Consider the following 25,405-nt stretch of genomic DNA (forward strand, 5'->3'; position numbering starts at 1 on the left):
CTCAGCGCTCCGGCGGGGTCCAGTCGGCCGGCGGTACATTGCGGCGGCGCAGCCGAAGAGCGAGGCCAAGCGCAACACCCGTGCCGATGGCGAGAGTGAGATCGGCCACAACCGTCAGCACAAGGGTCAGCACCAGAAGCACGCGGTCTTCCATCCGCAGACCGGCATATTCCCGCCACTTGTGCGGCTCGCTCATGTTCCACGCTGTCAGGATGAGCAGGCCCGCCAGCGCTGGCAGGGCCATTTCTCCGGCGAGCGAGGAGGCAAACACCATCATCAGGAAAATCGTCAGCGCATGGATGATGCCGGCAACCGGCGTGCGCCCGCCCGCCTTCACATTCGTCGCCGTGCGCGCAATCGCGCCGGTCGCCGGCAGGCCGCCAAACAGAGCCGAACCAAGGTTCGCCGTGCCCTGCGCAAGAAGCTCTGCATTGGGGCGATGCTTTCCCTCGATCATCCGGTCTGCCACCATGGCCGAGAGCAGCGACTCGACTCCCGCCAGGAAGGCGATGACAAGCGCTGACGGCAACAGTTCCTGCAGCCGCGCCAGGCTCACCTCCGGCAAAGACGGCACCGGCAGGTGATCCGGCAGCGCGCCGAACCGGCTGGTGATCGTCTCGACCGGCAGGTGCATCAGCACGGCAGCTGCCGAGGTCAGCCCGACCGCCAGAATCAGGCCCGGCCACCGCGGCGCGAGCTTGCGGAACAGAATGATAAGCAGGATCGTGACCAGGCCTATGCCCAGCGCAGGAAGGTTCAGCGTCTCGCGCGCTTCCCATAGCGCGGGCAGCTTGTGCAGGAAATCTGCGGGCAGGCTCGCGATCTCGAGCCCGAACAGGTCCTTCAACTGGCTGACAGCGATGATAATGGCAATGCCGATGGTAAAGCCGTAGACGACCGCCTCCGGAATAAACTGGATCAGGTTCCCCGCCCGGAAAAAACCGGCAATCAGCAGGATGATACCGGCCATCAGCGTGGCAAGCACCAGCCCGTCATAGCCATGCTGCGCTATTACTCCGTACACGACCACAATGAAGGCGCCCGTCGGCCCGCCGATCTGTACGCGGCTGCCGCCGAGCAGCGAAATCAGGAATCCCGCCACGATGGCCGTGACGACGCCCTTCGCCGGCTCGGCGCCCGAGGCAATGGCAATCGCGAGGCTCAGCGGCAGCGCGACCATGGCGACAGTCACGCCGGCGAAGGCGTCTGCCCGGAAATCCTTCCAGGAATAGGTCTTGAGCGTGGTCAGGATCTTCGGTTTCAAGGCGCGGCGGGCGCGGGCATTGGGCAGGCGTCCTGTGTCCTCACAGCTAACGGCTGCTCCGGGTCCGGACAAGTGCGGCGCATGTTCGCAGCCCCCGTCAGAGCTTCCAGGGCGCGCCGCCGCTGCTGCCATCGGGCAGCAGGTTCTTCTGCGCTACGCCGTAGACGCGCGCCTCGCCGATCGCAAAGGCCATGCAGCCTTCCGGGAAGACGCGCGCAAACGCAGCGTCGAGAATGTTTAGCCCGCCCGCGAACGCGCCCATCGCCGGCATCACCAGCCGCGCGCCGTCCGATGCGAAACACCGCCGCCGCACAGACCGTCCGCGCCCGGCCACTTTCGCCACCGGATGCAGGTGCCCGGCCACCTCGCCCGCCTCGCCCTCCGGCTCATGCCGGAACACGAGCGCGCCGAGACGCAGCACTTTCGCTGCGCGCCCGCCAAGATGCGCGGGCGGATCGGGATCGTGATTGCCTTCGACCCACACCCAGTCATGCGCGCCGGTCAGTGCGCGGATGCGTGCGGCATATTCAGCCGGCAGGCGCTGCTCGGAGCGCCGGTCATGGAAACTGTCGCCCAGCGAAATCACCGTCTGCGGCTGCAGCGCTGCGCACAGCTTTTCCACCCGCGCCAGCGTCGCGCCCGTATCATACGGCGGCAGCATCTGCCCGGTAGCGGCATAGTTCGAGCCCTTCTCGAGGTGAAGGTCGGATACGACCAGGACAGACTGCTGCGGCCACCAGAGAGCACCCTCCTGCAGGGGCGTCAGCAACTCCCCGGCGAGATGAAGCAGTGTCTGGTTGGACTGGGCGGCGGCAGGGATCATCAGACGAGAACTGGCGCGAAGCGAACGTCGGGTCAACGTGCGAAATCCGGCGTTGCATGCGTGCGCAGGGAAAGCTATCCGGATTCGGGGTTAGTCGAAGGGCAGTAGAGTAGCGGTCCCTTCCAGCGTGATTTCCAGTCGTACCGATATTGAAAGCCTCAGCAGCCGCTTTGCTGAACACGGGCGCGTGCTCGTGCCGGATATCCTGCAACCGGATTTTGCGCGCGACGTGCTCAGCGCCATCGGCGCGCAGCAAGGCTGGCTGCTGGTCACACGGATTGAGGGCAGGCACCGCGAATTTGATGCCGCGCAGATGGAACTCGTGCCGAAAGACAAGTTGCAGACGTTTGAGGACCTCGTCGCGGATGAAGCGCGCAGCGGCTTTCAATACCGGTTCGAACGCCACCTGCTCTATGACAATCTGCGCGCCGGAAAACTTCCGGCCGGGTCCCTGCGTGAACTGGCAGAGCTTCTGAACTCGGACAAGTTCATCGGCCTGCTCCATGCGATCATGGGCAAGACCTTCACGCCGGGCGATACCTTCTGCGATGGCCAGCTGACACGCTACCGCGCCGGACATTTCCTCACATCGCATGATGACGAGCTGCCTGAATTCCGGCGCGTCGCTGCCTTTGTGCTGAACCTAACGCCCGACTGGTCGGCGGATCTGGGCGGCCTGCTGATGTTTACAGGCGAAGACGGGCATGTGCAGGAGGCCTTCACGCCGAAATTCAACACGCTGTCTTTCTTCAAAGTGCCCCAGCAGCACGCGGTCAGCGCGGTCGCACCGTTTGCGCAGGGCGCCCGCCATGCCGTGACCGGCTGGCTGCGGCGCGGTCCGCCCCCGGCTTGATCAGCCCATCGCATCGCGCACCAGGTCCTCTTCCGCTTCGCGCAGCACGGCCTCCATCGCGGACGCGCCAAACACCGGCTCGCGACCCACTTCCAGCATCACCGGCACGGCAAAGGGGCTGATCCGGTCGAGGCGCTGATGCACGATATGGCCGGACACGCGCGCGAGCATGTCCGACAGGCGGCGCACATCCAGAAGGCCGGTGGACGCGTCCCGCCGCGTGGCCTGCATGAGAATGTGATCGGGCTCGTGGCTGCGCAGCACGTCATAGATGAGGTCGGTCGAGAAACTGACCTGCCGCGAATTTTTCTCCGACCCCGGAAGGTTACGGTGGATGAGGCCGGAGATGATCGCGCAATGCGCGAACGTACGCTTCATGAGCGCGCTCTCGTCCAGCCATTCTTCAAGGTCATCGCCCAGCATGTCGGGATGGAAAATCTGGTCCATGTCGAGGCCGCGCATGTCCTCCAGCCCCCACACCGCCATCGCATACTCGCTCGCAACGAAGCCTGAAGGCTTTGCGCCCGCCCGCTCCAGCCGCCGCGTGACCAGCATGCCCAGCGTCTGGTGCGCCAGGCGTCCCTCGAAAGGATAGGTGACAAGATAGTGCCGCCCGGCACGCGGAAAGGTCTCTACCAGCAGATGGTCAGGAGGCGGAATGGCGGAGCGCAGCGCCTGTATCTCGAACCATTCGCGCACCGGGCCGGGCAGGTGGCGCCACTCGTCCGGATTGTGGATCATCTTCCGTACACGGTCGGCCAGGAAAGTCGTTAGCGGAAACTTGCCGCCATTGTAGGTCGGGATCGCCGGACTGTCAGACTGCGCCCGCATCACAAGCGCATCCATGCCGTCAATCGCAATCAGCCGAAGGATTTCGCCGCCGAACAGGAACGTGTCTCCCGGTGTCAGCAGGCTGAGGAAATACTCCTCCATCTCGCCAAGTTTCCGGCCCGCACGCAGTGCGCGCTTCTCCGCCCCGTTGCCCGGCGCGCCGGCACCACCCGCAAAACTCGCAAGCCGGATCGACAGCATCGGCGCCTCGACTATCGCGCCGACATTCATCCGGTGCGCCTGCTTGTCGCGCGGCGTTCTCGCCGTCCACAAACCATCACTGCGCCGCACGATGCGGTGGAAACGGTCATACGTTTTCAGCGCATAGCCGCCCGTCGCGACGAAATCGACGATGCGCTCGAACGTCTCCCAATCCAGCTCCGCATACGGAGCAGCGCGGCGCACTTCGTCATAAAGCGCGTCCAGCCGGAAACCTTCGCCGCACGCGCGCCCCATCACATGCTGCGCAAGGATATCCAGCGCGCCCTCGCGCACGCCCTCGCCGTCAATCTCGCCAGCTTCCACCGCAGCCTCTGCGGCGCGGCATTCGAGAACTTCGAACCGGTTCGTCGGCACCAGCAACGCCCTGCTCGCCTCATCCATCCGGTGGTTCGAGCGGCCAATGCGCTGGATCAGGCGCGCGGCGCCTTTCGGCGCACCCAGCTGGATCACGAGGTCCACTTCGCCCCAGTCAATGCCGAGATCGAGCGTCGAGGTGCACACAACCGCCTTGAGTTTTCCCGCCGCCATCGCTGCTTCCACGCGCTGGCGCTGGTCGCGCGCGAGCGAGCCGTGATGCAGCGCAATCGGCAGGTTGTCCTCGTTCGCGTTCCACAATTCCTGGAACAGGAGCTCCGCCTGGCTGCGTGTGTTGACGAACACAAGGCTCATCTGCGCCGCTCGGATCGCCTCGTAGACTTCGCGCACGGCGAACCGGCCGGAATGGCCAGACCACGGAATCCTCTCGCGCGAGATCAGAATGTCGACTTCCGCCTTCACACCGCCGGACGCGGTGATGATCCGTACACCTCCGATACCGGGTGCGCGTACATCCAGCCACCGCGCCAGCGCACCCGGATCGCGCACCGTCGCTGACAGGCCGATGAACCGGCAACCCGGCGCCCATTCCGACAGGGCCGCCAGCCCGAGCGCCAGCAGGTCGCCGCGCTTGGACGGGGCGAGGGCGTGGATCTCGTCGATAATCACGCAGCGCAGGTCAGAGAAGAAGCTTGCCGCATGATCGTATGCGATCAGCAGGGCGAGTTGTTCGGGCGTCGTGAGCAAGATGTCCGGCGGCGACTTGCGCTGGCGCTGGCGGACATGGGTCGCGGTGTCCCCGGTGCGCGTCTCGATCCGCACGTTGAGGCCCATCTCGGCCACCGGCACATTGACATTTCGCTCCACATCCGCCGCTAGCGCCTTCAGCGGCGAGATGTAAAGCGTGTGCAGCGCCGGCCGGGTGCGCTCGCTCCGGCCAAGTTGGACCAGACTGCCGAGAAAGCCTGCCAGCGTCTTGCCGCCGCCGGTCGGCGCAATCAGCAGCGCGCTGTCGCCTGCGAGCGAGGCCTGCGCCAGTGCCAGCTGGTGGGACCGCGGCGACCAGCCACGCGCCGCGAACCACGCCTCGAAGACGGGCGGCAGGGAGAAGGCAGGGGGCAGCGTGTCAGCCATGACCGGACCTTAAACTATCGCAACAGACTGCGCCTGCCCTCTTTCCTTTTGCCGCGTCTCGTCCAGATTCCGTTAATCCCCGCCCTGGAGATTGCCGTGCGCCGCCTGTTCCTGATCGCCGCCCTTGCCGCCGCTGGCCTGCCCGCCAGCGCAGACGCCGTGCTCCAGAAAGCCAGGACCCCGGCCACCAATGGCCCGGTCTATGCCTTCGACCTCGACTACAGTGACGGCACCGACCAGTTCCGCATGTCGGTTGATCCGACCCAGCCCGAAGGCAAGCGCGTCGTCCGCATCTCGCCGGATCCGAAGACATTGAAGGGCGACTCCGCCAAGACCGCCGAGCGCCTGATGACGCGCACCGAAGGCAAGATCATGTGCAGCGAGTTTGCGGCGAACATTCCCGCCAATGCCAAGCGCGCCTCCGAAACGGATACGGCCATCACCTATACCTTCACCCCCACGCCCGGGCCGGACGATGGCGACATCGCCAAGGCGTACAAGTTCCTGAATGGCAAGGCGGTCATCGAGAAAGACACGGGCAATATCCTCAGCTTCGAAATGATCGCCCCAAAGGCGTTCAAGCCGATGACTGTGGCGAAAGTCGACAAGATGACTTTCAAGGTCGCCTGCAAGGCCGCTCCGGACGGGCGCACCCATATCGACACGTTCAGCTTCAACATGGCGGGCTCTGCCATGATGCAGGCCTTCTCGCAGAATGAGACCCGCAAGGTGTCAAACCTGAAGCAAGTTGCGGCCTCCGGCTATGGCGCGCCCTGAGGCATAACCAGAACGGGTTGCCGAAATTTTCCGACAAGGCTTGAACCCCCGAGGCAAGGCACTCTAGACGAGGAAAGCCGACCAAGGGGGACCCGTCATGGCATGGTTCAAATCCGCGCGCGCGATCGCGCTTTCCGTTTTGCTGGCAACAGGGTGCACCACCTCTGCGCTGCAGGACGCCGCACCGCCGGTCGCCCTCACGCCTGCCGAAATCGCCGACCAGCTGGTGGCCAGCGCGCTCACCCGGCCCTCCGCCCCCTCGTCCGCGTTTGATATCGAGGGCCTGAACGGCCTCCTGGGCGACATGGCCCGCATCACTTACGAGACTGCGGGCGCAGATGCAGGCAGTGGCGCCTATCGCCTGACCGGCGTGCAGGTGGAGCTCCTCGGCGAGACGCCGGTCACCCTGTTCACCGCCGAGGAAGCCCTGTTCTGGAACGCCGATATTGACGGGCTCACCGCCCGCCTCAGGGGCGAGAATCTGGGCCAGACGCTGCCCCTGTTCGAGCGGATCGAGCTGGGCGGCGTGAAGGCGGACATCTCCGGCTATGTCAACGCGATCGATAGCGCCGTGACCTCTGTCATGGACGAAAGCGCTGCGGTCGACACGGTTTATGAATCGGCATCACTGGACATCGGCCGTCTCGTGCTGGATCGCATGACCCTGCATCCATGGACGCATACAGAGCGTGAAGGCGAGGACGAAGGCATCGCCGCCATCCGCCTGATCTCAGCCTTCGCCCGCAGCTTTTCGCTCGACAGCCTGCTCTACATCGACACCCGCACCGAGGAAGTCGTGCAGACCGAAGGCATCACCACGACGATGACCGCCGCCTATGAGCGTTCGCTGATCCAGGGGTATGACCGCGGCGATATTCCCGTGATGGTCTCCACCGGCATGGACTTCGCCGGCGCCATTCCGTTTCCCGCCTTCAACGCGCTGCCTTCTGAAGAAGGCGCCCTGCCGGAGGCGCTTACCCCCATCGAGTTCTCCGGACGCACGGACTATGCCGCCTGGAACGGCCTCAAGCTATCGAACCTGCTGGCATGGGGCGAGCGCGGAGAGCTGCCGCCGATCACGGAGAAGGATCTCTGGAGCATCGGCACCTATGTTCTCTCGGGCACCAATGTGGATTTCGGCGGCAAGCCGATGTTCACCCTTGGCCACCTCGAAATGAGCGCAGACAAGTTTGCCTGGTTCCTGCCGGAACGCATCACCTTCCGCCACGAGGACGCTTCGCTCCACCTCGCAGACCTGATGCTGGCCATCGACGGCCTCGGCCTGCAGCAGGATGCACCCGAGAACGAGCCTGCTATTGCGGAGATCGCTGCCATTCTGGAGCGCACCGGCCTGGCGACGATCTCCGGGGATGGCGAATTTTCGCTGACCTGGGATAGCGAGACCGGCGAAACGCTGCTGGTTTCCGACAGTATCACGGATAATCTCTATACGGACGATACGCGGGTTTCCCTGACCCTGCCTTCCTATGCTGCGCTGATCCCCGGCTTCGGCATCGATGGGCTGACACCCGACGAAGAACTGCTCGGCCAGATTTTCGAGACGGGTTTTGCCTTCAAAGGCGGCCATTACAGCCTGACCGATTCCGGCCTGCTGAACGCTGTCGCCTCCCTCGTCATCGAGGCAGCTAAATATTCCGGCGGAATGGCAAGTGAAGAGGACGGCGGCGACATGCTGGCCGGCTTTGCCGACTCGACACCGGACGCTGTGCGCAGCTTCGCGTCGATGATGCTGCTGTTCACCGGCAGTGCCGTCACGGCGGAAATCCCCGGCTCGGAAACATGGCTCGCAAGCCTCGCGGCCTTCATCGCCGAAGGCGGCACGATCCGCATCGCGTCTGCGCCTGCTGCGCCGGTGACGGCTGCCAGCCTCGCGCCGCCGGAAGATGCCGGCATGGCAGAAGCCCCGCCGCTCGACATCGTCGCCCTGCTCGGCCTGACCGTGGAGCACATTCCTCCGGCGAAGCCTGCCCCGGCGGAGTAGTCCGGCAGCGGATCAGTTGCGCTGGATGAGGCGCGGGCGCTCGCGGTTCGGATCGGGCGCCGGCGTGGCTTCAGCTGCGGAAGCGGCTTCGATCGCCGCGCTGCGCTCAGCGCCTGCCGCCGCAAGCGCCACGACCATGTCGCGCGTGAAGCGGTTGATATCGAAACGCGCGCCGCCGATCACGTCAAATCCCTGACGCACGATCACCGCATCCAGTGCCGGAATGATGACGATATACTGTCCGCGATTGCCGGCCGCGTAGAACGTGCCGGGCGGCACGCCCTCTGCATCGGTCATCAGCCAGAATTGCGCGCCATAACCGGCGCCCTCTTCCGGCTGTGCGGGCGCGGGTGTGGAGACGAACTTCACCCAGTCTTCGGGCAGGAGGCGCTCATTGCCCCACATGCCGTCCTGCAGGTAGAGCTGGCCGATCCTCGCCAGGTCACGCCCGGTTGCCCAGACCTGGCTCGAGGAAATGAAATCTCCGTTCCAGTCAATCTCGATCGTCGTATGCATCGCGCCGATCTTGTGCAGCAGCGACTCGTACGGGAACCGGTGGAACCTGTTGTCATCCTTCATCGCCTCGCGCAGCGCGCGCATGGCGATGAGCGTGTCATTGTTGGCATACTTGAACCGCGTCCCGGGCTTCACTTCGAGAATGCTGCCCGCCGCCGCATCGGTGACACGCGCCCCGGCGAAATAGACCTTGTCCGTACGCGAACCATTCTCGCCGCTGTCCAGCCCGCTCGCCATGTGCAGCAGGTTGCGGATCGTGATCGCGCGGCGCGGGTCAGCGCCCTTGTTCCATTCCTCGATCACGGCCGGATAGTCGATATCGATCAGCCCCTGCCGGCGCGCGGCGCCAATGAGCGTCGCCGTCAGCGATTTCGCCGCCGACCAGGTGCGCACAGGCGTCTCATGCTCGATGCCCCGGTCATAGCGCTCGGCCACGATCTGCCCGCCCTGCACCACGATGACGGACGCCGTACGCGTGCCATTGCCATAGGTGATCTCGTCGAAGGCCGCCGAGACCGGCGCTTCGAGACGCTCGGCTTCCTCAATGCGCAGGGAGATTTTCACATTCGAGCCGATGGCGCTGCCCCGGTCCTGCGCGGGGGCGCCCGGCCAGGCGGCAAAGCGCGGCAGGAAGGACAAGGCCTCCTCGCCCGCGCCGGTCGGCAGCTGTGTGCATCCGAAACCCGGCCGCCAGGCGGCAATCCGCGCGGGCACGTCCGGCGCATAAGATACCGAGACAAGCTTGCGGTCATAATCCACCTTCGCTGGCGGCAGCGCATCAAAGTTGCGCTGGAAATCCGGATAGATGCCGGAAAGCTCGTTCTGCTCGATCTCCTGCAGCGTCTGGCCGGCCACGAACAGGCCCGAACAGGTGAAGCTGGCTTTCCATCCTGCGGCGAGGGCCGCATCGGTGATATCGGTCGTGCCACCTTCCTGGGCGGCGGCGAGGCTGGCGGGAAGGATCAGGGCAAGGGCAGCGGCGGCCGCGCGAAGGGAACGCATCGTGTCAGGTCTCCGGTTTTGCCGCCAGAATAGGCCCACCCGCCCCCGGGGCAACCCCGGGGCGGCAGTGTTTCAGGCCTGTAATCCGGCGGGCATCCGGTTCGCCTTGACCCCGCCCCGCCCGGCAGGATTAATGGGCCGGACTTTCAGAAGGGAAGCCTGACCCATGACCCGCCTCACCCTGCTGGCTGCTGCCAGCCTGGCCGTTCTGCTGGCGGCCTGCGACCAGGTCCGGCTGCCCGGCCAGGATACGCTCCCCGGCCAGACACCTGCCGCGCCAAAGAGCATTGCCGACCAGATCGCGGAAGAACCGGAGGAGGATGTCGCCGCGGCTGCGGCCAGCGACATGGAAGAAACCGGCGAGGAATCTGAATGGGCCGATGATCTGGGCCCCGACGAAGAGACGCCGACCGTGGACCGCGATGCCGGCCCGCCGACCGAGGCGGAGGCTGATGCCGCCGCCACCCTGAACACCGCGGCCGTTGCCCCGGCCGGCCCCTCTGCCCTCGCCCTCGTGAACGCGCAGCACTGCGCCCTGCCTGCAGGCTCCGCGCCGACGCCCACGGTCGCCTCGATCGCCGGCGCCACGCAGCTGGAAGAACCCCTCGCCGGCACCGAAGCCGTCGGCGGGCTCGCCGCCAGCCTCAGCGCCTTTCCAGGCATCGTGAAGCTGGAGCCGCGCCGCAAGGAAGCGAGCGGCCTCTACACCACAGGCCATTGCAGCGCGGTCCGCATCCGCGAGAACTGGCTGCTGACCGCGGCACATTGTGTTGACCAGCCCTATGACGAACTGCGCGTCATCGGCGACGCCGCCAACCTGCGCAGTCCCGCCGCGCGCGTCACTGCCGCCAGTACCGCCATCTGCCATGGCGGCTACCAGGGCACCGACAATGGCTATGGCAACGACCTCGCCCTGCTTCATCTGGATACGGAGCAATCTGCCGCGCTCGCCAGTGTTCCGGTGGTCTCGCTTGCCGCGCCTGCCCTTCCACTTGCGCCGGCCAACTATCCGTCCGGCGACATGGCCGGCTGGGGCCTCACAAGGTTTGGCGGCCAGCTGTCGAATGACCTGCTGTCCACCAAGCTGAAGATCACGGCTGTTGGCCCTGCCACCATCACCGTCGCCAGCCAGGCCGGCGCCGGGCCCTGCATCGGCGATTCCGGCGGCCCGCTCTATGTCACGGACGCGGATGGCACACGCCGGATTGTCGGCATATTGTCAGTAGTCGAACAGAACCGCGCCACCGGCATGTTCTGCGCAGGCGACTATAATGGCCGCTACATCAACCTGCAGGGCTATACCGGCTGGATCGACAGCGTCATCGCCCTCTGCGAGGCCAGCCCCGACGCGTGCAGGTAAACCCAGGCAAGGCGGAAAGGGCCAGGGGCTATGAGTATCCCGCCAGCTGCCTTGCTCGCCGCAACCTCCGCTCTTTTGCTGGGCGCCTCAGCGCTCGCCTTCCTGCCGGGTCATGGCGCCGCTGCAGCCTGGTCGCCCGCCGGGCCTGATGCGCCGGAGCCGCCCCTGATCGAAATGACCGGGCTTTGGGGTCTCGGCGCTGTTGCCCTGTTGGTCAGCGCCGTCCTTGCCTGGCGCAAGACATCGGCCTGGCCGGCCTACGCCGCCCGCCGCCTCGCCATAGCGGCACTGGCAGCCGCAACCTGCCTGCTGTTTCACGAGTACACAGGACTGACCGCCATCACTGTGCTCATGCTGATCGCTCTCAATTACGTGGCATGGCGTGCCCGGGCATGGCTGTTTGCGGCGCCCGATGCGGCGCGCGACGTCTCGCGCATTTACGCAGACGCCGGTGTCAGCATTCTTGCGGCCGCCGCCACCATGTCTTCGGCGCTGCTGTTCCCATCGCTCATCCGCCCGCTGGATGACCTCGGCGGCAGCGACGCGCCCTGGGTTTTCTTCTGGATCACCGCCGGGCTGGTGATCCTCCACGCATGGCTTTTCCTCAGACGGCAGGGCGCCCGGCACTGGTACCTGCTTGCGCTCGGCTGGGGCGTTGCCGCCACCTTCTGGCACAATTGGACCGTATCCGGGCTGCATGTCATCGCGCTGATGACCCTGCTCCTGTCGGCGCTGCTGCTCTCCCGGGTGACGCGGCGGCGCAAACATCCTAAACCTCAGGCATGACCCAATTCACAATTCCCCACCCTGCCGAATTCCTGCTCAGCCTCGACACCAGCGCCTGGCCGGGCTGGGCCGCCATCGCCTGGCCGGTGCTTGTAAAATGGGGGCTTGTCGTCGCCTCCGTGGCGCTGATCTGGGTTGTGTCCTCGATCCTGAAATGGCTCATTCTCTTTATTGGCCGGCGCCTGACGCCGAAAGACCAGAGCCTGGAATCCACTTCGTGGGACCTTGCCGCCTCGACCGCGCGGTTCTTCGCCTTCATCCTGATGATGCCACTGCCGCTCGGCCTTGCTGGCTATGACTGGCGCGGTCTCGTCGAGAAGTATGGCCCCGGCGCTTTCGCCGCGACGATCATCCTCGTCGTCGCCTTCGTCATCGCCAACACCGTGTCGAAATCGCTGCGCCGCTTCGGCGCTCGCGCGCATGCCCATTCCGGCGCCGATGACACGCTGATCGCGTTCTCGGCCTCGCTGATCAAATACATCATCTTTGCGGTCGCGATCGTGTTTGCGCTCTCGCAGCTCGGCTTCCCGGCCGCCTCGCTCGCCGCCGTACTCGGCGCCGCCGGCCTTGCCATCGGCCTCGCACTGCAGGACACGCTGAAATCTGTCGCCGCCGGTGTGATGCTCGCCATTTTCCGCCCGTTCCGCATCGGCGATTTCGTGACACTCGCCAATCTCGACGGCACCGTGACCAACATCACGCCCTTCACAACCTCCATGCGCCAGATCGACAACAAGATCGTCTCCATCACAAATGACAAGGTCTGGGGATCCCCCCTGATCAACCACACACTCGAGCCGCGCCGCCGCCTCGATCTCTACTTCACGGTCTCCTATGACGACGATCTCGATCACGCGATCGACGTCATGCGCACCACTGCTGATGCCCACCCGGCAATCCTGACAAGTCTCGGAACCTGGGCCGGCGTGCACAAGCTCGGTGACTGGTCCGTCGAACTGCGCCTGCGCGCCTGGGTCGCGACCGGAGATTTCGTGCAGGTGAAGGCCGATCTCAACAAGGGTATCAAACAGGCCTTTGACGCCTCCGGCATCACCATCCCATTCCCCACGCAGGTCGAGTACCAGTATGAGGGCGGGAGGAAGGCCAAGCCGCGCCCCCCCGTCTTCGAGCAGCCCAGCGGACCGCCGGAACATCCCGAAGGCGGCAGCGGTGACTGACACAGGCCCGGATGTGCCCGAAACGCCTGCGCCTCTGCCGGCCGAGGCAGGCCCTGCCGCAGCCGATCCGCCGCGCCCCTGGTACATCCGCGCCTTCCGCCTCACCCTCGGTCAGGCGCTGCGCCTTCTCGGCATCAGCACGCTCGCAGGCTTCTTCATCCTCGCATTCGACTTCTCCCCCGCAGGCGCCACCTTCGATGCCGGCGGCGCCGTCACCGCCATCATCCACCGTGCCCTCACCGCGCTTGGCTGGGCGCTCGAGAGTTTCTGGAAACCCGCCCTCGCCGGCCTGATTGTCGTCGTGCCCATCTGGGCCATCTGGCGCCTCGCCACTCTGCCGTTCCGCAAATGACCTGACCCGGCGTCCGCCCTCCCCAAGCGGTGCGCAAGGTCTATACTACCTCCCAACACACGGGAGGATACGGCAATGGACACGTCAAAACTCATGTTCAAGGACGGCCTGATGAAGGGTGAGCGCATCCTCGTCACAGGCGGCGGCACCGGCCTTGGCAAGGAAATGGCCGAAGGCTTCCTGAAGCTCGGTGCCGAGGTCCACATCTGCGGCCGGCGCGGCGGCGTCTGCGAGGATACGGCAGATGAGCTGATGAATAAACATGGCGGCAAGGTCGTGCCCCATGCCTGCGATATCCGTGTCGCCGAAGCCATCACCGACATGAACGATCATATCTGGGCCAAGCACGGCCCCCTCACCGGCCTCATCAACAACGCTGCCGGCAATTTCATTTCGCGTACGGAGGATCTCTCCATCCGCGGTTTCGACGCCATCTCGAACATCGTCTTCCGCGGCACGTTCTACATGACGCACGATATCGGCAAGCGCTGGATCGAGCAGAAGCTGCGCGGCAATGTCTGCTCCATTCTCACCACCTGGGTTTGGAATGGCGGGCCCTTCGTCGTGCCCTCCGCCATGTCGAAGGCCGGCGTCAATGTAATGACCCAGTCGCTTGCCATCGAATGGGGCCGCTACGGCCTGCGCTTCAACGCCATCGCGCCAGGCCCGTTCCCCACCGAAGGCATGTCGAAACGCCTCTCACCGGACGCAGACGGCGCCGAACGCATGGAGCGCGGCGTCGCGAACCCCATGGGCCGCGTCGGCGAGATGCACGAACTCGTCAATCTCGCCGTTCTCCTGATGGCACCCGGCTGCGAATATGTGAACGGCCAGACCATCGCCATCGACGGCGCCATGTACAACGCGTCCGGCGGAAACTTCAGCATGCTGACCGCCTGGGGCGACGAGCAATGGAACGCCGCCCGGCAGGCCATTGAAGCCACGAACGCTAAGGACAAGGCCCAGCGGACGGTGTAAGAGGCTTGCCAGAGGCAGGCTTCGGGGGCGTCGATGCAGGTAGCGAACCGGGACATGTTCCCTGCGCCCGAAATGCGGGTGCGTTTTCCGTCCATCGCCCCCCTGCTCTCGAACGAACCCGTCGAAGCCGCCTTCAACCGGCATGAAGCCCTCTCGGTGCGTGCCAAGCGCCTCTACCATAATCTCGGTCTCGTCTCGGTGTTCCTGATCAGCGGATCGGCGGTCTACACCATCGCCGAGACCTTGCTGTTCAAGGGCATCGCCCCGGCCTGGGTCGGCATCCTGATCACTATCGCCGCCGGCCTCGGCATAGGCTCACAGGTCTGGATGCTCGCCGCCCGGCTGCGTAGCGCATGGCTGGTCAACCGTTTCGCCTGCGAGCGCCTGCGCTCGATCAAGTTCCAGGCCTTCGCGCTCGCCTCCGGCGCTGCGGATCAGGCAAGTCTCGCCGCGCGCGTTGCGGATTTTTCCGCCACCGAGCTCGCCAAGCTCACGGAAGAAGTGAATGTCGGCATCGCCACGTTCGAAAACTTCGTGCCGGAAAAACTCGTCATCGATCCCGATCCCCCTGTCACGCCCGGCGATGCGCAGATCATCCGCGAAGCCACCACTGCCTACCGCGAACTGCGCATCCTCTATCAGGACCGTTTCGCGATGGCAGAGCTCCATCGCCTGCGCGAAAACCGCCGCTTCTTCCATTCCGCTGCCGACTTCATCTATTTCGCCGGCGCAATCCTCGTGCTGCTCTCGCTCTTGTCGAAAGTCATCCCCGGCATGCCTATCAGCGCCTGGGTCGATTTCCTCGCCATATCCTGTTTCGTCGCCTCGCTGTCGAAACTCGTGCTCGACAATGCCTCGCTGACCGAGCCCTCCGCCGCGCGCTTCGTGCGCTACAGGGAAGACATCGCCCGCGTTACCGCCAGCATCGAAGCCGGCGCCGGTCTCGACGAATTCGTCCCCGCCATGGAACGCATCGCCCTAGGTGAACTCGAACAATTCTGCGACTCGTCCAAGACGATCAATTACCGGCTCTAGCGCGGCTGCCACGCACACAGCCATCGTTCATCCGGCCCGGATGTGATCCTATCCGCTGGAGCTGCTCAGCCTGCGGCCTCGTCCAGCGCACCGAGCGAGGCCGTCACATGGAAAGCGAGCCAGCAGGCGATACCCAGCCATTTTGCGCCGTCTTCATAGAAGATGCGCCACTGCCCCAGTGCCATGGTCTGCGGCAGGTAGTCGGAGGCAAGGTCCACCCCGATCGACAGTCCGAAAAATCCGATTGCCAGCACAAGAAAGAATGGGCCGCGCTTCAGGATCTCGCTCCGGAACACCACCAGCCAGACCAGGACGGCAAGACCTATCCCGGCCAAAACGATCTCTGTACTGATCTTCAGATAGGCCGGCGCCAGAACATCGTGGAACAGGAACAGGTCATCAAACAATAGCCAGCCGGACAGCGCCGCCGAAGCCAAAAAGAATCCCGCACCCGCCCGGCCCTTGCGCTTCAGGTAAAGGACCGTCAGCAGGCTGACGGCCGCCGCCGCCGACCAGACAGCCATGCCCAGCATCGAGACAGCACCGGTCAGCGGATGAACGCCCGCCGTTGTTGCCAGATCGCGCAGGAAATAGTGCGGCGCCACGTCCCCCACGATTGCCGCCAAAGCAACCGCAATCAGCACCAGCCCTGCCGGCACCAGCACTGAGGCGAGAATGCCCGCTCCGGGCATGTTCAGATTGCGCATGAAATCTCTCATCCACGCGCGGGCTTACACCAGAATCCTTAACAGCTGCTCGCCGCAATCCCCGGTTTCACAGCGTTATCGCCACCTTGCCCACCACCTGCCGGTCCCGCATCATTTCAAACGCGCGCCGCCAGTCGGCGAGCGGCACTTCGGCATGCACCAGCGGGCGCACGCGCCCTTCTTCCGCCCATTGCCAGATCGCCGCCTGGTTCTCGCGGCCCCGCTCCGGAAACTGCCGGCCATACTCTCCTGCCCGCACGCCGACCACCGAGAAACCCTTGATCAGCGGCATATTGACGTTCACGGACGGTATCCGTCCCGAGGTGAACCCGATCACCAGAAGCCGCCCGTCAAACGCGATGCAGCGCACGCTCTCGTCAAACACATCCCCGCCGACCGGATCATAGATCACATCCGCGCCGCGCCCGCCGGTCAGGTCCTTCACCGCGCCGCGAAAGCCCGCATCCGGCAGCACATGCTCAACCCCGAATTCCTTCAGCCGTGCGCGCTTGGTTTCCGATCCCGAAGTCGCAATCACCGTCGCGCCGAGCAGCCGCCCCACATCCACCGCCGCCAGCCCGACGCCGCCGCTCGCCCCGTGCACCAGCAAGGTCTCGCCGGCTTGCAGGTTCCCGCGCCGCACCAGCGCGACATAGGCCGTCAGATAGGCCGCCCCATAGGACGCCGCCGCGGCAAAGCTCAGCGCCTTCGGCTTCTTCCGCAAGGCTGCAGCAGGCACCACCGCATATTCCGCAAACGCCCCGGTCCGGTTGCCTCCCGCCACTTCATCGCCCGGCGCCAGCGCCTCCACGCCCGCGCCCACCTCATCCACGATCCCGGCAAACTCCATGCCCAGCACGAACGGCAGGTCCGGCTTCAGCTGGTATTTGCCTTCCGTCATCAGCAGATCCGGAAAGTTCAGGCTGGCAGCCTTGATCCGTACACGCACTTCCCCCGCGCCGGGCTCCGGCAGCAGCCGGTCCTCGATCGCAACGCCTGCATAATCCGGCAACAGCTCCCGGCAGACGAGAGCCTTCATGCGCCCGCCCGCGCCGCCTTGGCGAACATGTCGTGCACCATCTCCGCCGTCTCCCGGCACGCCTTGCGCGAGCCCGGCGACAGGAAGGTGAACGCCGTGAAGGCGTGCGCGAGACTGTCATAGCGCTTGTGCACCACATCCACGCCCGCCGCCTTCAGGCGCGCAGCATACTCGTCGCCCTCGTCCACCAGCGGATCATGCCCCGCCGTCACCACCACCGCCGGCGGCAGTCCGGAAAGGTCCGTCTCCTGCCCCGGCGAAACGCGCAGGTCCGTATGGTCAAAGCCTTCGGGAAGGTATTGCTGCATGAACCAGTCCATCGTGTCCTGGCTCAGCGTGAAGGTCTTGGCGAAACTGATTTTCGACGGATAGTGTTTCGAAATATCGATGGCCGGATAGATCAGCAGCTGCAGCGCGGGCATGGGCCCGCCTTCGCGTTTCATCTGTTGGCTGATGATCGCGGAAAAATTCCCGCCCATCGAATCCCCGCCCACCGCCGCCTTGCCCGCCGGCGCGCCGAATTTCGCGGCATTCGCCACACCCCATTTGTAGGCCGCAAAGCAATCATTCAGCCCCGCCGGAAAGATGTGCTGCGGCGCCAGCCGGTAATCCACTGACAGAACCGGCGCCTGCGCGCCCTGCGCCAGCATCCCGCACCAGGCATGGCAGGTCTCGAGATCGCCGACCACGCCGCCGCCCATATGGAAATACACGATCAGCGGATGGCGCGGGTCCTGCGAAGCGGGCCGGTACATCCGTGCCGGAATCTGGTTTCCGTCCGGACCCGGAATGTTCAGCTCCGATATCCCGACCCCCTCGCCCGGCGTATCCGCCAGAAGCGCCAGCTGCGCCTTCACGCCCGCCTGCACCATCTCCGCCGGCAGCGACGACATCGGCGGCGCCTCGCGCCCGTTCCACGCGGCCAGCTGCAATTGCGGCTCCAGCGTGCGTCCTTCGATGGTCAGCGGCGCGCCGCCCGCCATCTTCACGATCCAGCTGTCCGGCAGGCTGGCGAAAGCTTTCGCCAGAACACGTTGCAGGCTCATCGCCACTCCTTCCGCATGTCTTGACGGCGGAATGATGCGGCGGTTTTCCGGCGCCGCCAAGGGGTGACGCCGGGAAGGGGAAATTACTTGCCGGCCATCGCCCGCGCGCCCGCGAGGATAAGACTGGCAGCAAACTTCGTCGTGCCTTCCACATCCAGCGGCCGGCGCTGCAGCATGCGGTCGCCCATCTCGCGGGCAATGCCGATGGAAGCAGCCGTCAGGTATTCGAGGTCAAGCCCGACCGCGACATCCTTCGACAGGGTGCGCTCAAGATCGGCCCGGATCTCGTCGGCCACCGCCAGCATCTCGGGCGTATCGACCCGCACGCCCATCAGCGCGATGTGCGGCGCGCCCTCGCGGATGGCGTCCCGGTTCTCTTCCGCGATGAAGCTGAAATACGCCCTGAACCCGCCTTCGATATAGTCCTCGAGCGAGCTGGCGCGTTCGCGCACTTCCGAAAGGTGGGCGCGGAAGCGGTGGGTCGAATCCTCGGCAATCGCCTGGAACACCTCCTCCTTCGACTTGAAGTAATTGTAGAAGGTGCCCGAGGCGAGTTCAGTCTCCCGGATGATGTCGCGCACCGTGGTGGCTTCATATCCGATCACCGCGAACACGCGCCGCGCCGCCGTCAGGATCGCCCTGCGGTTTGCCGCCTTGGTGCTTGCCCGTTTACCATCTGTCCGCGAATCCGCGCTGATCTCTGCCATAAATTGCCTCGACTCTCCGCCGCCACCCTGCCCGAGGCGTCACGAAGCGTCAACTTTTCTGGACTGCAAGCCAGCCCTGCATCTTCAGGAAATATCCTCCGGCCGCCGCCCGGGCCTCGCCTTGTAGGGCGGGATCGACCAGCCGAACCGCATAGCCCCGCCCCGGATCGCGAAGGCCAGAACGGCGGCCGGAACCGCCGCCATCATCACCGGAATATCGAGATAGGCGAGCCCGGTATAGGCCGCCGCGCCCACCAGCGCGGCCGTGATATAGATTTCCCTCTGCAGCACGATGCTCGGCTCGCCCGCCATCTGATCGCGCAGGATGCCGCCGAAGCTCGCCGTGATCACGCCCATCACGATGGCCACCACCGGCGAGCCGGTCGCCCCCAGCGCCTTCCACGCGCCAAACACGCAATACGCCCCCAGCCCGATCGCATCGAGCCAGAGCAGCAGCTTGTAGCGCGACTCGAACAGGTGGGCCGTGAAATAGACCATCACCGCCGTCACCACACAGATCACCAGGTAGTCCGGATTGGCGACCCAGAAGACTGGCACATCGAGGATCAGGTCCCGCACCGTCCCCCCGCCCACGCCCGTGAAGGCCGCAAAGAACAGGAAGCCGATGATATCCAGCTGCTTGCGCGACGCCGCCAGCGCCCCCGTCGCCGCAAACACGGCAATGCCCGCATAGTCGAGGATCAGGATGGGGTTCATGGCCTGCTCTTCTCACGGCCCGCCGCAGGAGTGAAGAGCACAGAAAGCCCCCTCCGTCAGCGCGCGGAGCGCGCTGCCACCTCCCCGCTTCGCAGGGGAGGATACGCTCGCCCGGGATGCTGGGCCCATCCTCCCCCGCCTTGTGGGGGAGGTGGTGAGCGAAGCGAACCGGAGGGGGGATGTGCCTTGCTGATCCCGGACCAGCCCCACCCCCATTTTTCCTTACGCCCTCTTGACGTACTTCCATATATCTATTAATCTGGATATATGGATATTACAGCCGCCGTCTCCCAGCTCTCCGCCCTGGCCCAGGAAGGCCGCCTCACCGTCTTCCGCCTGCTCGTGCGCGCCGGCCATGACGGCCTGCCCGCCGGCGAGATCGCCGCCGCCCTCGGCACGGTCCAGAACACGCTCTCCGCCCAGCTCTCGGTGCTCTCGCAGGCCGGCCTCGTGCGCAGCGAGCGGCGCGGGCGCTCGATCATCTATTTCGCCAGCTACGATACCGTCAGCCAGCTGATCATCTACCTGATGGAAGACTGCTGCCAGGGCCGCACCGAAATCCGCGGGCCCGTCCTCACTGCTGCCAGCAACTCCGCCTGCTGCGGATCCTGATCCACCCCCCCGCCCCTCGAAAGGAGCCCTCCCATGAAACGCCTGCACGTCCATGTTGCCGTCGAAAATCTCGCCGACGCCACCCGCTTCTACTCCACGCTCTTTGCCGCCGAGCCCACCGTCGAGAAGAGCGACTATGCCAAATGGATGCTCGACGATCCGCGCGTCAATTTCGCCATCAGCGCCCGCGGCGCGTCGCCCGGCGTCGAACATCTCGGCATCCAGGCCGAGTCGGATGAAGAGCTGCGCGAAGTCTATGCCCGCCTGAAATCCGCAGACGCGCCCGTTCTCGAAGAAGGCCAGACAACCTGCTGCTATGCCCAGTCGGAAAAAAGCTGGGTCAGCGATCCGGCCGGCATCTCCTGGGAAGTCTTCCACACCACCGGCGACAGCGCCATCTATGGCGGCGGCGCGGTCATCGAAGAGGCACGCCTCGCCACAACGCCGACCGGCATGCCGATCCCGGAATTCAAGCCGGTCCGCGCCTGCTGCGGCTGAAAATAATCCGTATCCGGACGGCGGCGCTCAGGCGTCGTCGTCCACCATGCTTGCGCCTGCCTCCACGGCCGCTTCACGCTTCCGCCGCCGCATCACGGTCATGAAGATGCCGAACACGACGCGGATGAGGATCAGCAGCAACACACCCGCCAGCGGCTCGTCCATCGAAAAGGCCACCGCCGCACCCAGGATGATCGCCACATGCAGCGTGATGATCCGGCCATAGGGCGAAGACATCTCGGCTGAGGGATTGGTGCGCCGGTATTCACCGCGCCCGATAAAATCCACAGCAAAATAAAGCGCGCTCACCGCCACGATGGCGCCGACAAACCACAACATCTCCGGCGCCGTGCCCAGCGCCCAGGTCACAAGCCCCCACGGCGTCTGGAAACTGTTATCGCCGCCGGTCGCAAACACGTTCAGGAAAATGCCGTGACCGTAGCAGAAGCCGCCATAGTGCACCGTGAAGAATGGCACCATGAACAGGGCCACGCCAAGATTGACCAGCGCGGCCGCCGCCGTGCCGATCATCCGGAAAATCGTGAATACACCGATGACGAGGTTCTCGAGCCAGTAGAGCGCCACCAACGGCGTCGCCCCCCAGCCGAAGGCCAGCACAGCCACCAGCGGCAACAGGTCGACACCCAGCGAGGCGAGCGAAACCGGATCGCGGTAAGCCCGGGCGATCTCGCCAGGGTCAAGGAACTTCCCCTTCATTTTCCCTCGCGCCTGCTGATCTCCGGCAGCGCCTGCGTGGTTTGTCCGTACACGACGTTTCGCCCCGGCATCCATTCGCCATTGGCGAAATATTCCGACGTCATCGCCAGCTGACCGTCCGGCGTGATCCGGCCCGTGGAGCGCACGCGGGTGATCGTCTCATGCCCGGTAACTTCCTCTTCCGCTGTCCAGCTGCCATCCTCGCCCAGCTCGAAACTGCCGCTCGTGTGAAAGCCGCCGCTCGTCGCATATACATAATCGAGGCTGCCGGTCTGGGCGTTCTCGTACACATACGTCACCCCGCCATACGAGCCATCCTCCAGCACATGCCGGTTGACCAGCACCCGCCCGCCCAGGTCGCGGCTCCAGCGCGACACGTCCGCCGGGCCGCTTTCGCCTTCGCCCACCGGCACACTGCGCCAGGTCTTGCCGACTAGCGTTTCCAGCGCCCCGAAGGGCGAGTTCGCCGGCACAGGCTCGGCCACCGGCGCTTTCGGAATCAGGCAGCAGGCCGACAGTACGGCGCTCAGGACCATTGCGCCGGCCGCCGGCGCGCGTTTCGCGATTCGCATCGGAAATACCTCCCCGCCGCCCTAATAGCCGGAAAAGTCGTAGGCAGGAAAGCCAAATGGGCTATGCACTGCCAGCCCCTTCGAACCCTTCGGATTGCTGTAATCCCCGGTCAGGATCTCGTAATGCAGGTGCGGCGCCTCGGCATTGCCGGTGGCCCCCATCTGCCCGACCGGCTGGCCAAAGCCGATCTCCGCCCCCGGATAGACGTTCGCATCGAAATATTCGAGATGCGCATAACGCGTGTAAACCCCGTGCCCGTGATCGATCAGCACCTGGTTTCCGTATCCGGACGACCAGCGCGCCTCAATCACCCGCCCCGGCGCGGCGGCAAAGATCATCCCCGGCGGCCGGCTCGTCAGGTCGATGCCCTCATGCATCCGCCCGGCGCGGTAGCCGATGCCGGAGGACAGGCACACATCATTCACCGGCACGCTCGCCAGCACCACCTGCCCCACCACGATCACCGGATTGAAATCGATCACCCAGCGCTCGCTGTCATGCGGCGGTGCGTTCGACACGCTCATGCCGGGGCAGAGCCGCAGATAGGCGTTTGGCTGGAACGTACCTTGCGGCGGATTCTTCGGATCGCCCGGCGGGCCATAGTCCACTGGCGGCCCGTACACGATCACCGGCGCCGGCTGGGTCGCACACGCGCCCAGCGATATCATCAGTATAAAGACAAGCCCCCGAAGGCCTATGCTCACGCGCTCACCTTCGCCCGTTTCGCCCCGCGCTCGATCTCCTTGAGCAGGTCCTTGCAATAGGCATTGAAGTCGACCTGCATCCGGTGGCGCGGGCTGTCATAGAAATGGCCGAGATGCGCCTCCTCGTCTTCCTTCGTCACCCGCCGCATCTCGTCATGCGAGGGGAAGGCATACGCCCCCGTCAGCGCCGCCGCGACCAGTTTCGACTGCTGCTCGGCAAAGTTCACCAGCGTCGGCAGCGGCTGTGCCAGCCCGAGGAAGAACAATGTCTCCCGCCCCGGCTGCACCATCCGCTTGTACAGCGGGAACACGTTGTCCTTCGGCGTCAGCTCGTCCTGCTTGAAGAACGGGAAGGTCGTGTTGTATCCCGTCGCCCAGACGATCGCATCGATCTTCTCGCGCGTGCCATCGGTGAAAACCACCCCGTCCCCGTCCAGCCGCTCGATACCCGGCCTCGGCGTGATGTCGCCGCATCCCACCCGCGTCAGGAATTCTCCGGATACGGACGGATGCCCGTCCAGCGGCTCATGGTCCGGCTTCGGCAAACCGTAATCTTCCATGTTCCCGAGGGTCTTCTTGATCTTCGCCTTCGCCAGCGCCCGGCCCACGCCCGGCGGCATCCAGGCCGGCAGCACCGCCTTGTCCGCGGGCTTGCCGTCCATGTATTTCGGCAGCACCCACACGCCCCGGCGCATCGATATGAACAGCTTCTCCGCAATCGGGCGCTGCGACAGTTCCGACGAAATATCCATCGCCGAATTGCCCGCGCCGACAATCATCACGCGCTTGCCCCGGAAATCATACGGCGCGAACGGATCGCGGTAATGGTGGGAGTGCACCTGGTAGCCGTCAAACGTGCCGGGATAGCTCGGCATCCGCGCATCCCAGTGATGCCCGTTCGCCACGCACACCGCATCATAGTCGCGCGTCTCGCCGGTCGACAGCGTCACCCGGTATCGCCCGCCCGGCAGGTCGGCCACATCCGTCACCGCCGTGTTGAACGTGATCGTCTCGCGCAGCCCGAAATGGTCCACATAGTCGTTGAAGTACTGCAGCAGTTGCGCATGGTGCGGAAAATCCGGCCAGTCCTCCGGCACGGGGAAATCCTCGAACGCCAGGCGCCATTTCGACGTGTCGATATGCAGCGACTGGTAGCAGGACGAGACCCCGTTCGGGTTATTGTAATACCAGTTACCGCCGACATTGTCCGACTTTTCAAAACAGTCGTAAGGTAGCCCGTGATCCTTCAGCCGCTTGGCCATCGTGAACCCCGAACAGCCCGCGCCGATAATGCAGGTCTTCGGCTTTGCCGCAGCGTCAAACGCCATAGCCTTCATCCTTCCCTGAGGGTTTTCCGTTTGCATGAGTCCGCCGCGATGTTATCCGGCGTTTTCAGGGCGTCAAATCCGAAACGGGGCCGCGGCATGACCGACAAGCCGAAAAAGCAGTATGACATCGCGGCAATCATGAACGAAAACATCAATGTGATGCGCGACGTTGTCCCCTGGGCCAACGAAACGCGCTTCCGCGTCACCAAGGTCGAAAAGGGCCATGTCTGGGGCATCCAGCCCTGGGCGGAGCATCTCGTCGGCGACCCCGAAACCGGCGTCATCCATGGCGGCGTCATCACCACCTTCCTCGACAACCTCTCCGGCATGGCCTGCACAGCGGCGATGACCCAGCTGCGTTTCGTCGCCACCATCGACCTGCGCATCGATTACATGCGCCCGGCCACCCAGGGCCTCGACATCATCGGCGAGGCCGAGTGCTACCATCTCACCCGCACGGTCTGCTTCACCCGCGCCTGGGCCTATCACGAAACCCGCGACCGGCTGATCGCCTCCTCGCAGGGCACCTTCGCCATCAACAAGCCGCGCTTCGGCGGCGGGAAGTCCGGCAAATGAACCCCGATCTCACCAATCCGCGCGCGGACGAAATCGAGGCCATCCTGAAAGGCATGCCCTTCGCGCAGACCCTCGGCATGCGCTGCGAAATTCTCGGCGACGAGATGACCGCCATCCTCCCCTTCCGGGAAAAGCTGATCGGCAATGTCACCATCCGCGCCCTCCATGGCGGCGCCATCGCCTCCTTCCTGGAGCTCACCGCGATGCTGCAGGTTTTCCTCGTCTCCGACATGCCGCGACCGCCCCGGCCCATCAACATCACCATCGACTATCTCCGCCAGGGCCACGCCAAGGACCTCTACGCCCGCGCCTTCGTCATGAAGATGGGCCGCCGCATGGCCTCCGTCCGCGCCGAAGCCTGGCAGGAAAACCGCGCCGACCCCGTCTCCGCCATCACCGCCCACTTCATGATCCCCCAACCCGAAACATCGGCCTGACCCCGGAAAGCCCCTTTGCCAGTGGGAGAAGGGTTGGGGATGAGGGCCTGCACCTTCCGAAACCTGTTGTAGTCAAAGCCCTGAGCGCAACATTTCCGCCCCCACTCCTGTCATCCCGGCGAAAGCCGGGACCCAGAAAGCCCAGCAGGAACAGCGCTCAAGCGGGCTCCCAGCCTCCACCGCCCCACCAAAGCGAAGAATTCCACAGCTTTCCAATCCGGTAGGGTCCGCACCGGGCGTACGCTCCCGCCCATGAAATACTCGCTGCGCCATCCTCCGGAGGGCATCCCCCTTCTCCACCTGATCCTCTGGCCGT

The 25,405-nt window shown here is 64.9% G+C and carries 26 protein-coding genes; 13 read left to right on the forward strand and 13 right to left on the reverse strand.

The window, feature by feature from the left end; all coding sequences use genetic code 11:
* Nucleotide 1: 1 nt before the first annotated feature.
* Nucleotides 2–1,264: a SulP family inorganic anion transporter gene (locus ACK4TE_RS11645; RefSeq protein ID WP_409911687.1), complete on the reverse strand. Its 1,263-nt coding sequence runs from the start codon at nucleotides 1,262–1,264 to the stop codon at nucleotides 2–4.
* Nucleotides 1,265–1,361: 97 nt separating this feature from the next.
* Nucleotides 1,362–2,123, reverse strand: coding sequence for a ligase-associated DNA damage response endonuclease PdeM (gene pdeM, locus ACK4TE_RS11650; protein WP_409911688.1), 762 nt, complete (start codon nucleotides 2,121–2,123; stop codon nucleotides 1,362–1,364).
* Between the two features lie 91 nt (nucleotides 2,124–2,214).
* On the opposite strand from pdeM, the gene ACK4TE_RS11655 reads away from it, so the two are divergent.
* Nucleotides 2,215–2,940, forward strand: a complete 726-nt coding sequence (locus ACK4TE_RS11655; protein ID WP_409911689.1) for a 2OG-Fe(II) oxygenase — start codon at nucleotides 2,215–2,217, stop codon at nucleotides 2,938–2,940.
* Here ACK4TE_RS11655 and ACK4TE_RS11660 read toward each other — a convergent pair whose 3' ends face one another.
* Nucleotides 2,941–5,442 carry a ligase-associated DNA damage response DEXH box helicase gene (locus tag ACK4TE_RS11660; protein ID WP_409911690.1) on the reverse strand — a complete coding sequence of 834 codons (2,502 nt, stop codon included), beginning with the start codon at nucleotides 5,440–5,442 and terminating at the stop codon, nucleotides 2,941–2,943.
* A gap of 96 nt (nucleotides 5,443–5,538) precedes the next feature.
* Here ACK4TE_RS11660 and ACK4TE_RS11665 point away from each other — a divergent pair, with 96 nt between their 5' ends.
* Nucleotides 5,539–6,219 (forward strand): hypothetical protein, encoded by a 681-nt coding sequence (locus tag ACK4TE_RS11665; protein ID WP_409911691.1) that lies wholly within the window; start codon nucleotides 5,539–5,541, stop codon nucleotides 6,217–6,219.
* A gap of 97 nt (nucleotides 6,220–6,316) precedes the next feature.
* Nucleotides 6,317–8,221, forward strand: coding sequence for a hypothetical protein (locus tag ACK4TE_RS11670; RefSeq protein ID WP_409911692.1), 1,905 nt, complete (start codon nucleotides 6,317–6,319; stop codon nucleotides 8,219–8,221).
* Nucleotides 8,222–8,233: 12 nt separating this feature from the next.
* Here ACK4TE_RS11670 and ACK4TE_RS11675 read toward each other — a convergent pair whose 3' ends face one another.
* Nucleotides 8,234–9,739, reverse strand: coding sequence for a serine hydrolase domain-containing protein (locus tag ACK4TE_RS11675; protein ID WP_409911693.1), 1,506 nt, complete (start codon nucleotides 9,737–9,739; stop codon nucleotides 8,234–8,236).
* Between the two features lie 166 nt (nucleotides 9,740–9,905).
* Between ACK4TE_RS11675 and ACK4TE_RS11680 the strand changes: the two genes are divergently transcribed.
* The 6 genes from ACK4TE_RS11680 (at nucleotide 9,906) to ACK4TE_RS11705 (ending at nucleotide 15,428) form a co-directional block, all read left to right on the forward strand.
* Nucleotides 9,906–11,099, forward strand: a complete 1,194-nt coding sequence (locus tag ACK4TE_RS11680) for a S1 family peptidase (RefSeq protein ID WP_409911694.1) — start codon at nucleotides 9,906–9,908, stop codon at nucleotides 11,097–11,099.
* Nucleotides 11,100–11,129: 30 nt separating this feature from the next.
* Entirely contained in the window at nucleotides 11,130–11,885 is a 756-nt protein-coding gene (locus tag ACK4TE_RS11685) for a hypothetical protein (protein ID WP_409911695.1), read from the forward strand.
* A complete protein-coding gene (locus ACK4TE_RS11690; RefSeq protein WP_409911696.1) occupies nucleotides 11,882–13,063 on the forward strand; it encodes a mechanosensitive ion channel family protein in 1,182 nt (393 codons plus the stop codon). Before ACK4TE_RS11685 ends, ACK4TE_RS11690 begins: the two co-directional genes overlap by 4 nt.
* On the forward strand, nucleotides 13,056–13,415 hold the full coding sequence (locus tag ACK4TE_RS11695; RefSeq protein ID WP_409911697.1) for a hypothetical protein: 360 nt from the start codon (nucleotides 13,056–13,058) through the stop codon (nucleotides 13,413–13,415). Before ACK4TE_RS11690 ends, ACK4TE_RS11695 begins: the two co-directional genes overlap by 8 nt.
* Before the next feature lie 75 nt (nucleotides 13,416–13,490).
* Nucleotides 13,491–14,393, forward strand: a complete 903-nt coding sequence (locus ACK4TE_RS11700; RefSeq protein ID WP_409911698.1) for an SDR family oxidoreductase — start codon at nucleotides 13,491–13,493, stop codon at nucleotides 14,391–14,393.
* Nucleotides 14,394–14,447: 54 nt separating this feature from the next.
* A complete protein-coding gene (locus ACK4TE_RS11705) occupies nucleotides 14,448–15,428 on the forward strand; it encodes a hypothetical protein (protein WP_409911699.1) in 981 nt (326 codons plus the stop codon).
* Between the two features lie 65 nt (nucleotides 15,429–15,493).
* On the opposite strand, the gene ACK4TE_RS11710 is transcribed toward ACK4TE_RS11705, so the two are convergent.
* From ACK4TE_RS11710 to ACK4TE_RS11730, 5 genes are all read right to left on the reverse strand, one after another.
* On the reverse strand, nucleotides 15,494–16,135 hold the full coding sequence (locus ACK4TE_RS11710; RefSeq protein WP_409911700.1) for a hypothetical protein: 642 nt from the start codon (nucleotides 16,133–16,135) through the stop codon (nucleotides 15,494–15,496).
* Between the two features lie 67 nt (nucleotides 16,136–16,202).
* Nucleotides 16,203–17,174, reverse strand: a complete 972-nt coding sequence (locus ACK4TE_RS11715) for an NADPH:quinone oxidoreductase family protein (protein ID WP_409911701.1) — start codon at nucleotides 17,172–17,174, stop codon at nucleotides 16,203–16,205.
* Nucleotides 17,171–18,220, reverse strand: a complete 1,050-nt coding sequence (locus ACK4TE_RS11720) for an alpha/beta hydrolase fold domain-containing protein (protein WP_409911702.1) — start codon at nucleotides 18,218–18,220, stop codon at nucleotides 17,171–17,173. Before ACK4TE_RS11720 ends, ACK4TE_RS11715 begins: the two co-directional genes overlap by 4 nt.
* A gap of 83 nt (nucleotides 18,221–18,303) precedes the next feature.
* Nucleotides 18,304–18,927 (reverse strand): TetR/AcrR family transcriptional regulator, encoded by a 624-nt coding sequence (locus ACK4TE_RS11725; RefSeq protein ID WP_409911703.1) that lies wholly within the window; start codon nucleotides 18,925–18,927, stop codon nucleotides 18,304–18,306.
* A gap of 84 nt (nucleotides 18,928–19,011) precedes the next feature.
* On the reverse strand, nucleotides 19,012–19,644 hold the full coding sequence (locus ACK4TE_RS11730) for a trimeric intracellular cation channel family protein (RefSeq protein ID WP_409911704.1): 633 nt from the start codon (nucleotides 19,642–19,644) through the stop codon (nucleotides 19,012–19,014).
* A gap of 267 nt (nucleotides 19,645–19,911) precedes the next feature.
* On the opposite strand from ACK4TE_RS11730, the gene ACK4TE_RS11735 reads away from it, so the two are divergent.
* Nucleotides 19,912–20,256, forward strand: a complete 345-nt coding sequence (locus tag ACK4TE_RS11735; protein ID WP_409911705.1) for an ArsR/SmtB family transcription factor — start codon at nucleotides 19,912–19,914, stop codon at nucleotides 20,254–20,256.
* A 33-nt stretch (nucleotides 20,257–20,289) separates the two neighbouring features.
* Nucleotides 20,290–20,754 (forward strand): ArsI/CadI family heavy metal resistance metalloenzyme, encoded by a 465-nt coding sequence (locus ACK4TE_RS11740; RefSeq protein WP_409911706.1) that lies wholly within the window; start codon nucleotides 20,290–20,292, stop codon nucleotides 20,752–20,754.
* A gap of 27 nt (nucleotides 20,755–20,781) precedes the next feature.
* On the opposite strand, the gene ACK4TE_RS11745 is transcribed toward ACK4TE_RS11740, so the two are convergent.
* From ACK4TE_RS11745 to ACK4TE_RS11760, 4 genes are read right to left on the reverse strand one after another with little or no spacing between them, the layout of a single operon-like run.
* Complete coding sequence (locus ACK4TE_RS11745) at nucleotides 20,782–21,471, reverse strand: DUF6498-containing protein (protein ID WP_409911707.1); 690 nt, start codon at nucleotides 21,469–21,471, stop codon at nucleotides 20,782–20,784.
* A complete protein-coding gene (locus ACK4TE_RS11750) occupies nucleotides 21,468–22,043 on the reverse strand; it encodes a hypothetical protein (RefSeq protein WP_409911708.1) in 576 nt (191 codons plus the stop codon). Before ACK4TE_RS11750 ends, ACK4TE_RS11745 begins: the two co-directional genes overlap by 4 nt.
* A gap of 21 nt (nucleotides 22,044–22,064) precedes the next feature.
* Nucleotides 22,065–22,748, reverse strand: coding sequence for a M23 family metallopeptidase (locus ACK4TE_RS11755; protein ID WP_409911709.1), 684 nt, complete (start codon nucleotides 22,746–22,748; stop codon nucleotides 22,065–22,067).
* Entirely contained in the window at nucleotides 22,745–24,076 is a 1,332-nt protein-coding gene (locus ACK4TE_RS11760; RefSeq protein ID WP_409911710.1) for a flavin-containing monooxygenase, read from the reverse strand. The genes ACK4TE_RS11755 and ACK4TE_RS11760 overlap by 4 nt, the downstream gene beginning before the upstream one ends.
* Before the next feature lie 96 nt (nucleotides 24,077–24,172).
* On the opposite strand from ACK4TE_RS11760, the gene ACK4TE_RS11765 reads away from it, so the two are divergent.
* Together ACK4TE_RS11765 and ACK4TE_RS11770 are read left to right on the forward strand one after the other, a co-directional pair.
* Nucleotides 24,173–24,652 carry a PaaI family thioesterase gene (locus ACK4TE_RS11765; RefSeq protein WP_409911711.1) on the forward strand — a complete coding sequence of 160 codons (480 nt, stop codon included), beginning with the start codon at nucleotides 24,173–24,175 and terminating at the stop codon, nucleotides 24,650–24,652.
* Nucleotides 24,649–25,089, forward strand: a complete 441-nt coding sequence (locus ACK4TE_RS11770) for a PaaI family thioesterase (RefSeq protein ID WP_409911712.1) — start codon at nucleotides 24,649–24,651, stop codon at nucleotides 25,087–25,089. Before ACK4TE_RS11765 ends, ACK4TE_RS11770 begins: the two co-directional genes overlap by 4 nt.
* Nucleotides 25,090–25,405 lie beyond the last annotated feature (316 nt).

The sequence above is a fragment of the Hyphomonas sp. genome, assembly GCF_046313975.1.
GTDB lineage: Bacteria > Pseudomonadota > Alphaproteobacteria > Caulobacterales > Hyphomonadaceae > Hyphomonas.

Bases quoted from the DNA above. Each gene is read 5' to 3' on its own strand.
- ACK4TE_RS11660 (WP_409911690.1), bottom strand. From the start codon at position 5,442: ATGGCTGACACGCTGCCCCCTGCCTTCTCCCTGCCGCCCGTCTTCGAG.
- ACK4TE_RS11670 (WP_409911692.1), top strand. From the start codon at position 6,317: ATGGCATGGTTCAAATCCGCGCGCGCGATCGCGCTTTCCGTTTTGCTG.
- ACK4TE_RS11675 (WP_409911693.1), bottom strand. From the start codon at position 9,739: ATGCGTTCCCTTCGCGCGGCCGCCGCTGCCCTTGCCCTGATCCTTCCC.
- ACK4TE_RS11680 (WP_409911694.1), top strand. From the start codon at position 9,906: ATGACCCGCCTCACCCTGCTGGCTGCTGCCAGCCTGGCCGTTCTGCTG.
- ACK4TE_RS11685 (WP_409911695.1), top strand. From the start codon at position 11,130: ATGAGTATCCCGCCAGCTGCCTTGCTCGCCGCAACCTCCGCTCTTTTG.
- ACK4TE_RS11690 (WP_409911696.1), top strand. From the start codon at position 11,882: ATGACCCAATTCACAATTCCCCACCCTGCCGAATTCCTGCTCAGCCTC.
- ACK4TE_RS11700 (WP_409911698.1), top strand. From the start codon at position 13,491: ATGGACACGTCAAAACTCATGTTCAAGGACGGCCTGATGAAGGGTGAG.
- ACK4TE_RS11705 (WP_409911699.1), top strand. From the start codon at position 14,448: ATGTTCCCTGCGCCCGAAATGCGGGTGCGTTTTCCGTCCATCGCCCCC.
- ACK4TE_RS11710 (WP_409911700.1), bottom strand. From the start codon at position 16,135: ATGCGCAATCTGAACATGCCCGGAGCGGGCATTCTCGCCTCAGTGCTG.
- ACK4TE_RS11715 (WP_409911701.1), bottom strand. From the start codon at position 17,174: ATGAAGGCTCTCGTCTGCCGGGAGCTGTTGCCGGATTATGCAGGCGTT.
- ACK4TE_RS11720 (WP_409911702.1), bottom strand. From the start codon at position 18,220: ATGAGCCTGCAACGTGTTCTGGCGAAAGCTTTCGCCAGCCTGCCGGAC.
- ACK4TE_RS11725 (WP_409911703.1), bottom strand. From the start codon at position 18,927: ATGGCAGAGATCAGCGCGGATTCGCGGACAGATGGTAAACGGGCAAGC.
- ACK4TE_RS11730 (WP_409911704.1), bottom strand. From the start codon at position 19,644: ATGAACCCCATCCTGATCCTCGACTATGCGGGCATTGCCGTGTTTGCG.
- ACK4TE_RS11735 (WP_409911705.1), top strand. From the start codon at position 19,912: ATGGATATTACAGCCGCCGTCTCCCAGCTCTCCGCCCTGGCCCAGGAA.
- ACK4TE_RS11740 (WP_409911706.1), top strand. From the start codon at position 20,290: ATGAAACGCCTGCACGTCCATGTTGCCGTCGAAAATCTCGCCGACGCC.
- ACK4TE_RS11745 (WP_409911707.1), bottom strand. From the start codon at position 21,471: ATGAAGGGGAAGTTCCTTGACCCTGGCGAGATCGCCCGGGCTTACCGC.
- ACK4TE_RS11750 (WP_409911708.1), bottom strand. From the start codon at position 22,043: ATGCGAATCGCGAAACGCGCGCCGGCGGCCGGCGCAATGGTCCTGAGC.
- ACK4TE_RS11760 (WP_409911710.1), bottom strand. From the start codon at position 24,076: ATGGCGTTTGACGCTGCGGCAAAGCCGAAGACCTGCATTATCGGCGCG.
- ACK4TE_RS11765 (WP_409911711.1), top strand. From the start codon at position 24,173: ATGACCGACAAGCCGAAAAAGCAGTATGACATCGCGGCAATCATGAAC.
- ACK4TE_RS11770 (WP_409911712.1), top strand. From the start codon at position 24,649: ATGAACCCCGATCTCACCAATCCGCGCGCGGACGAAATCGAGGCCATC.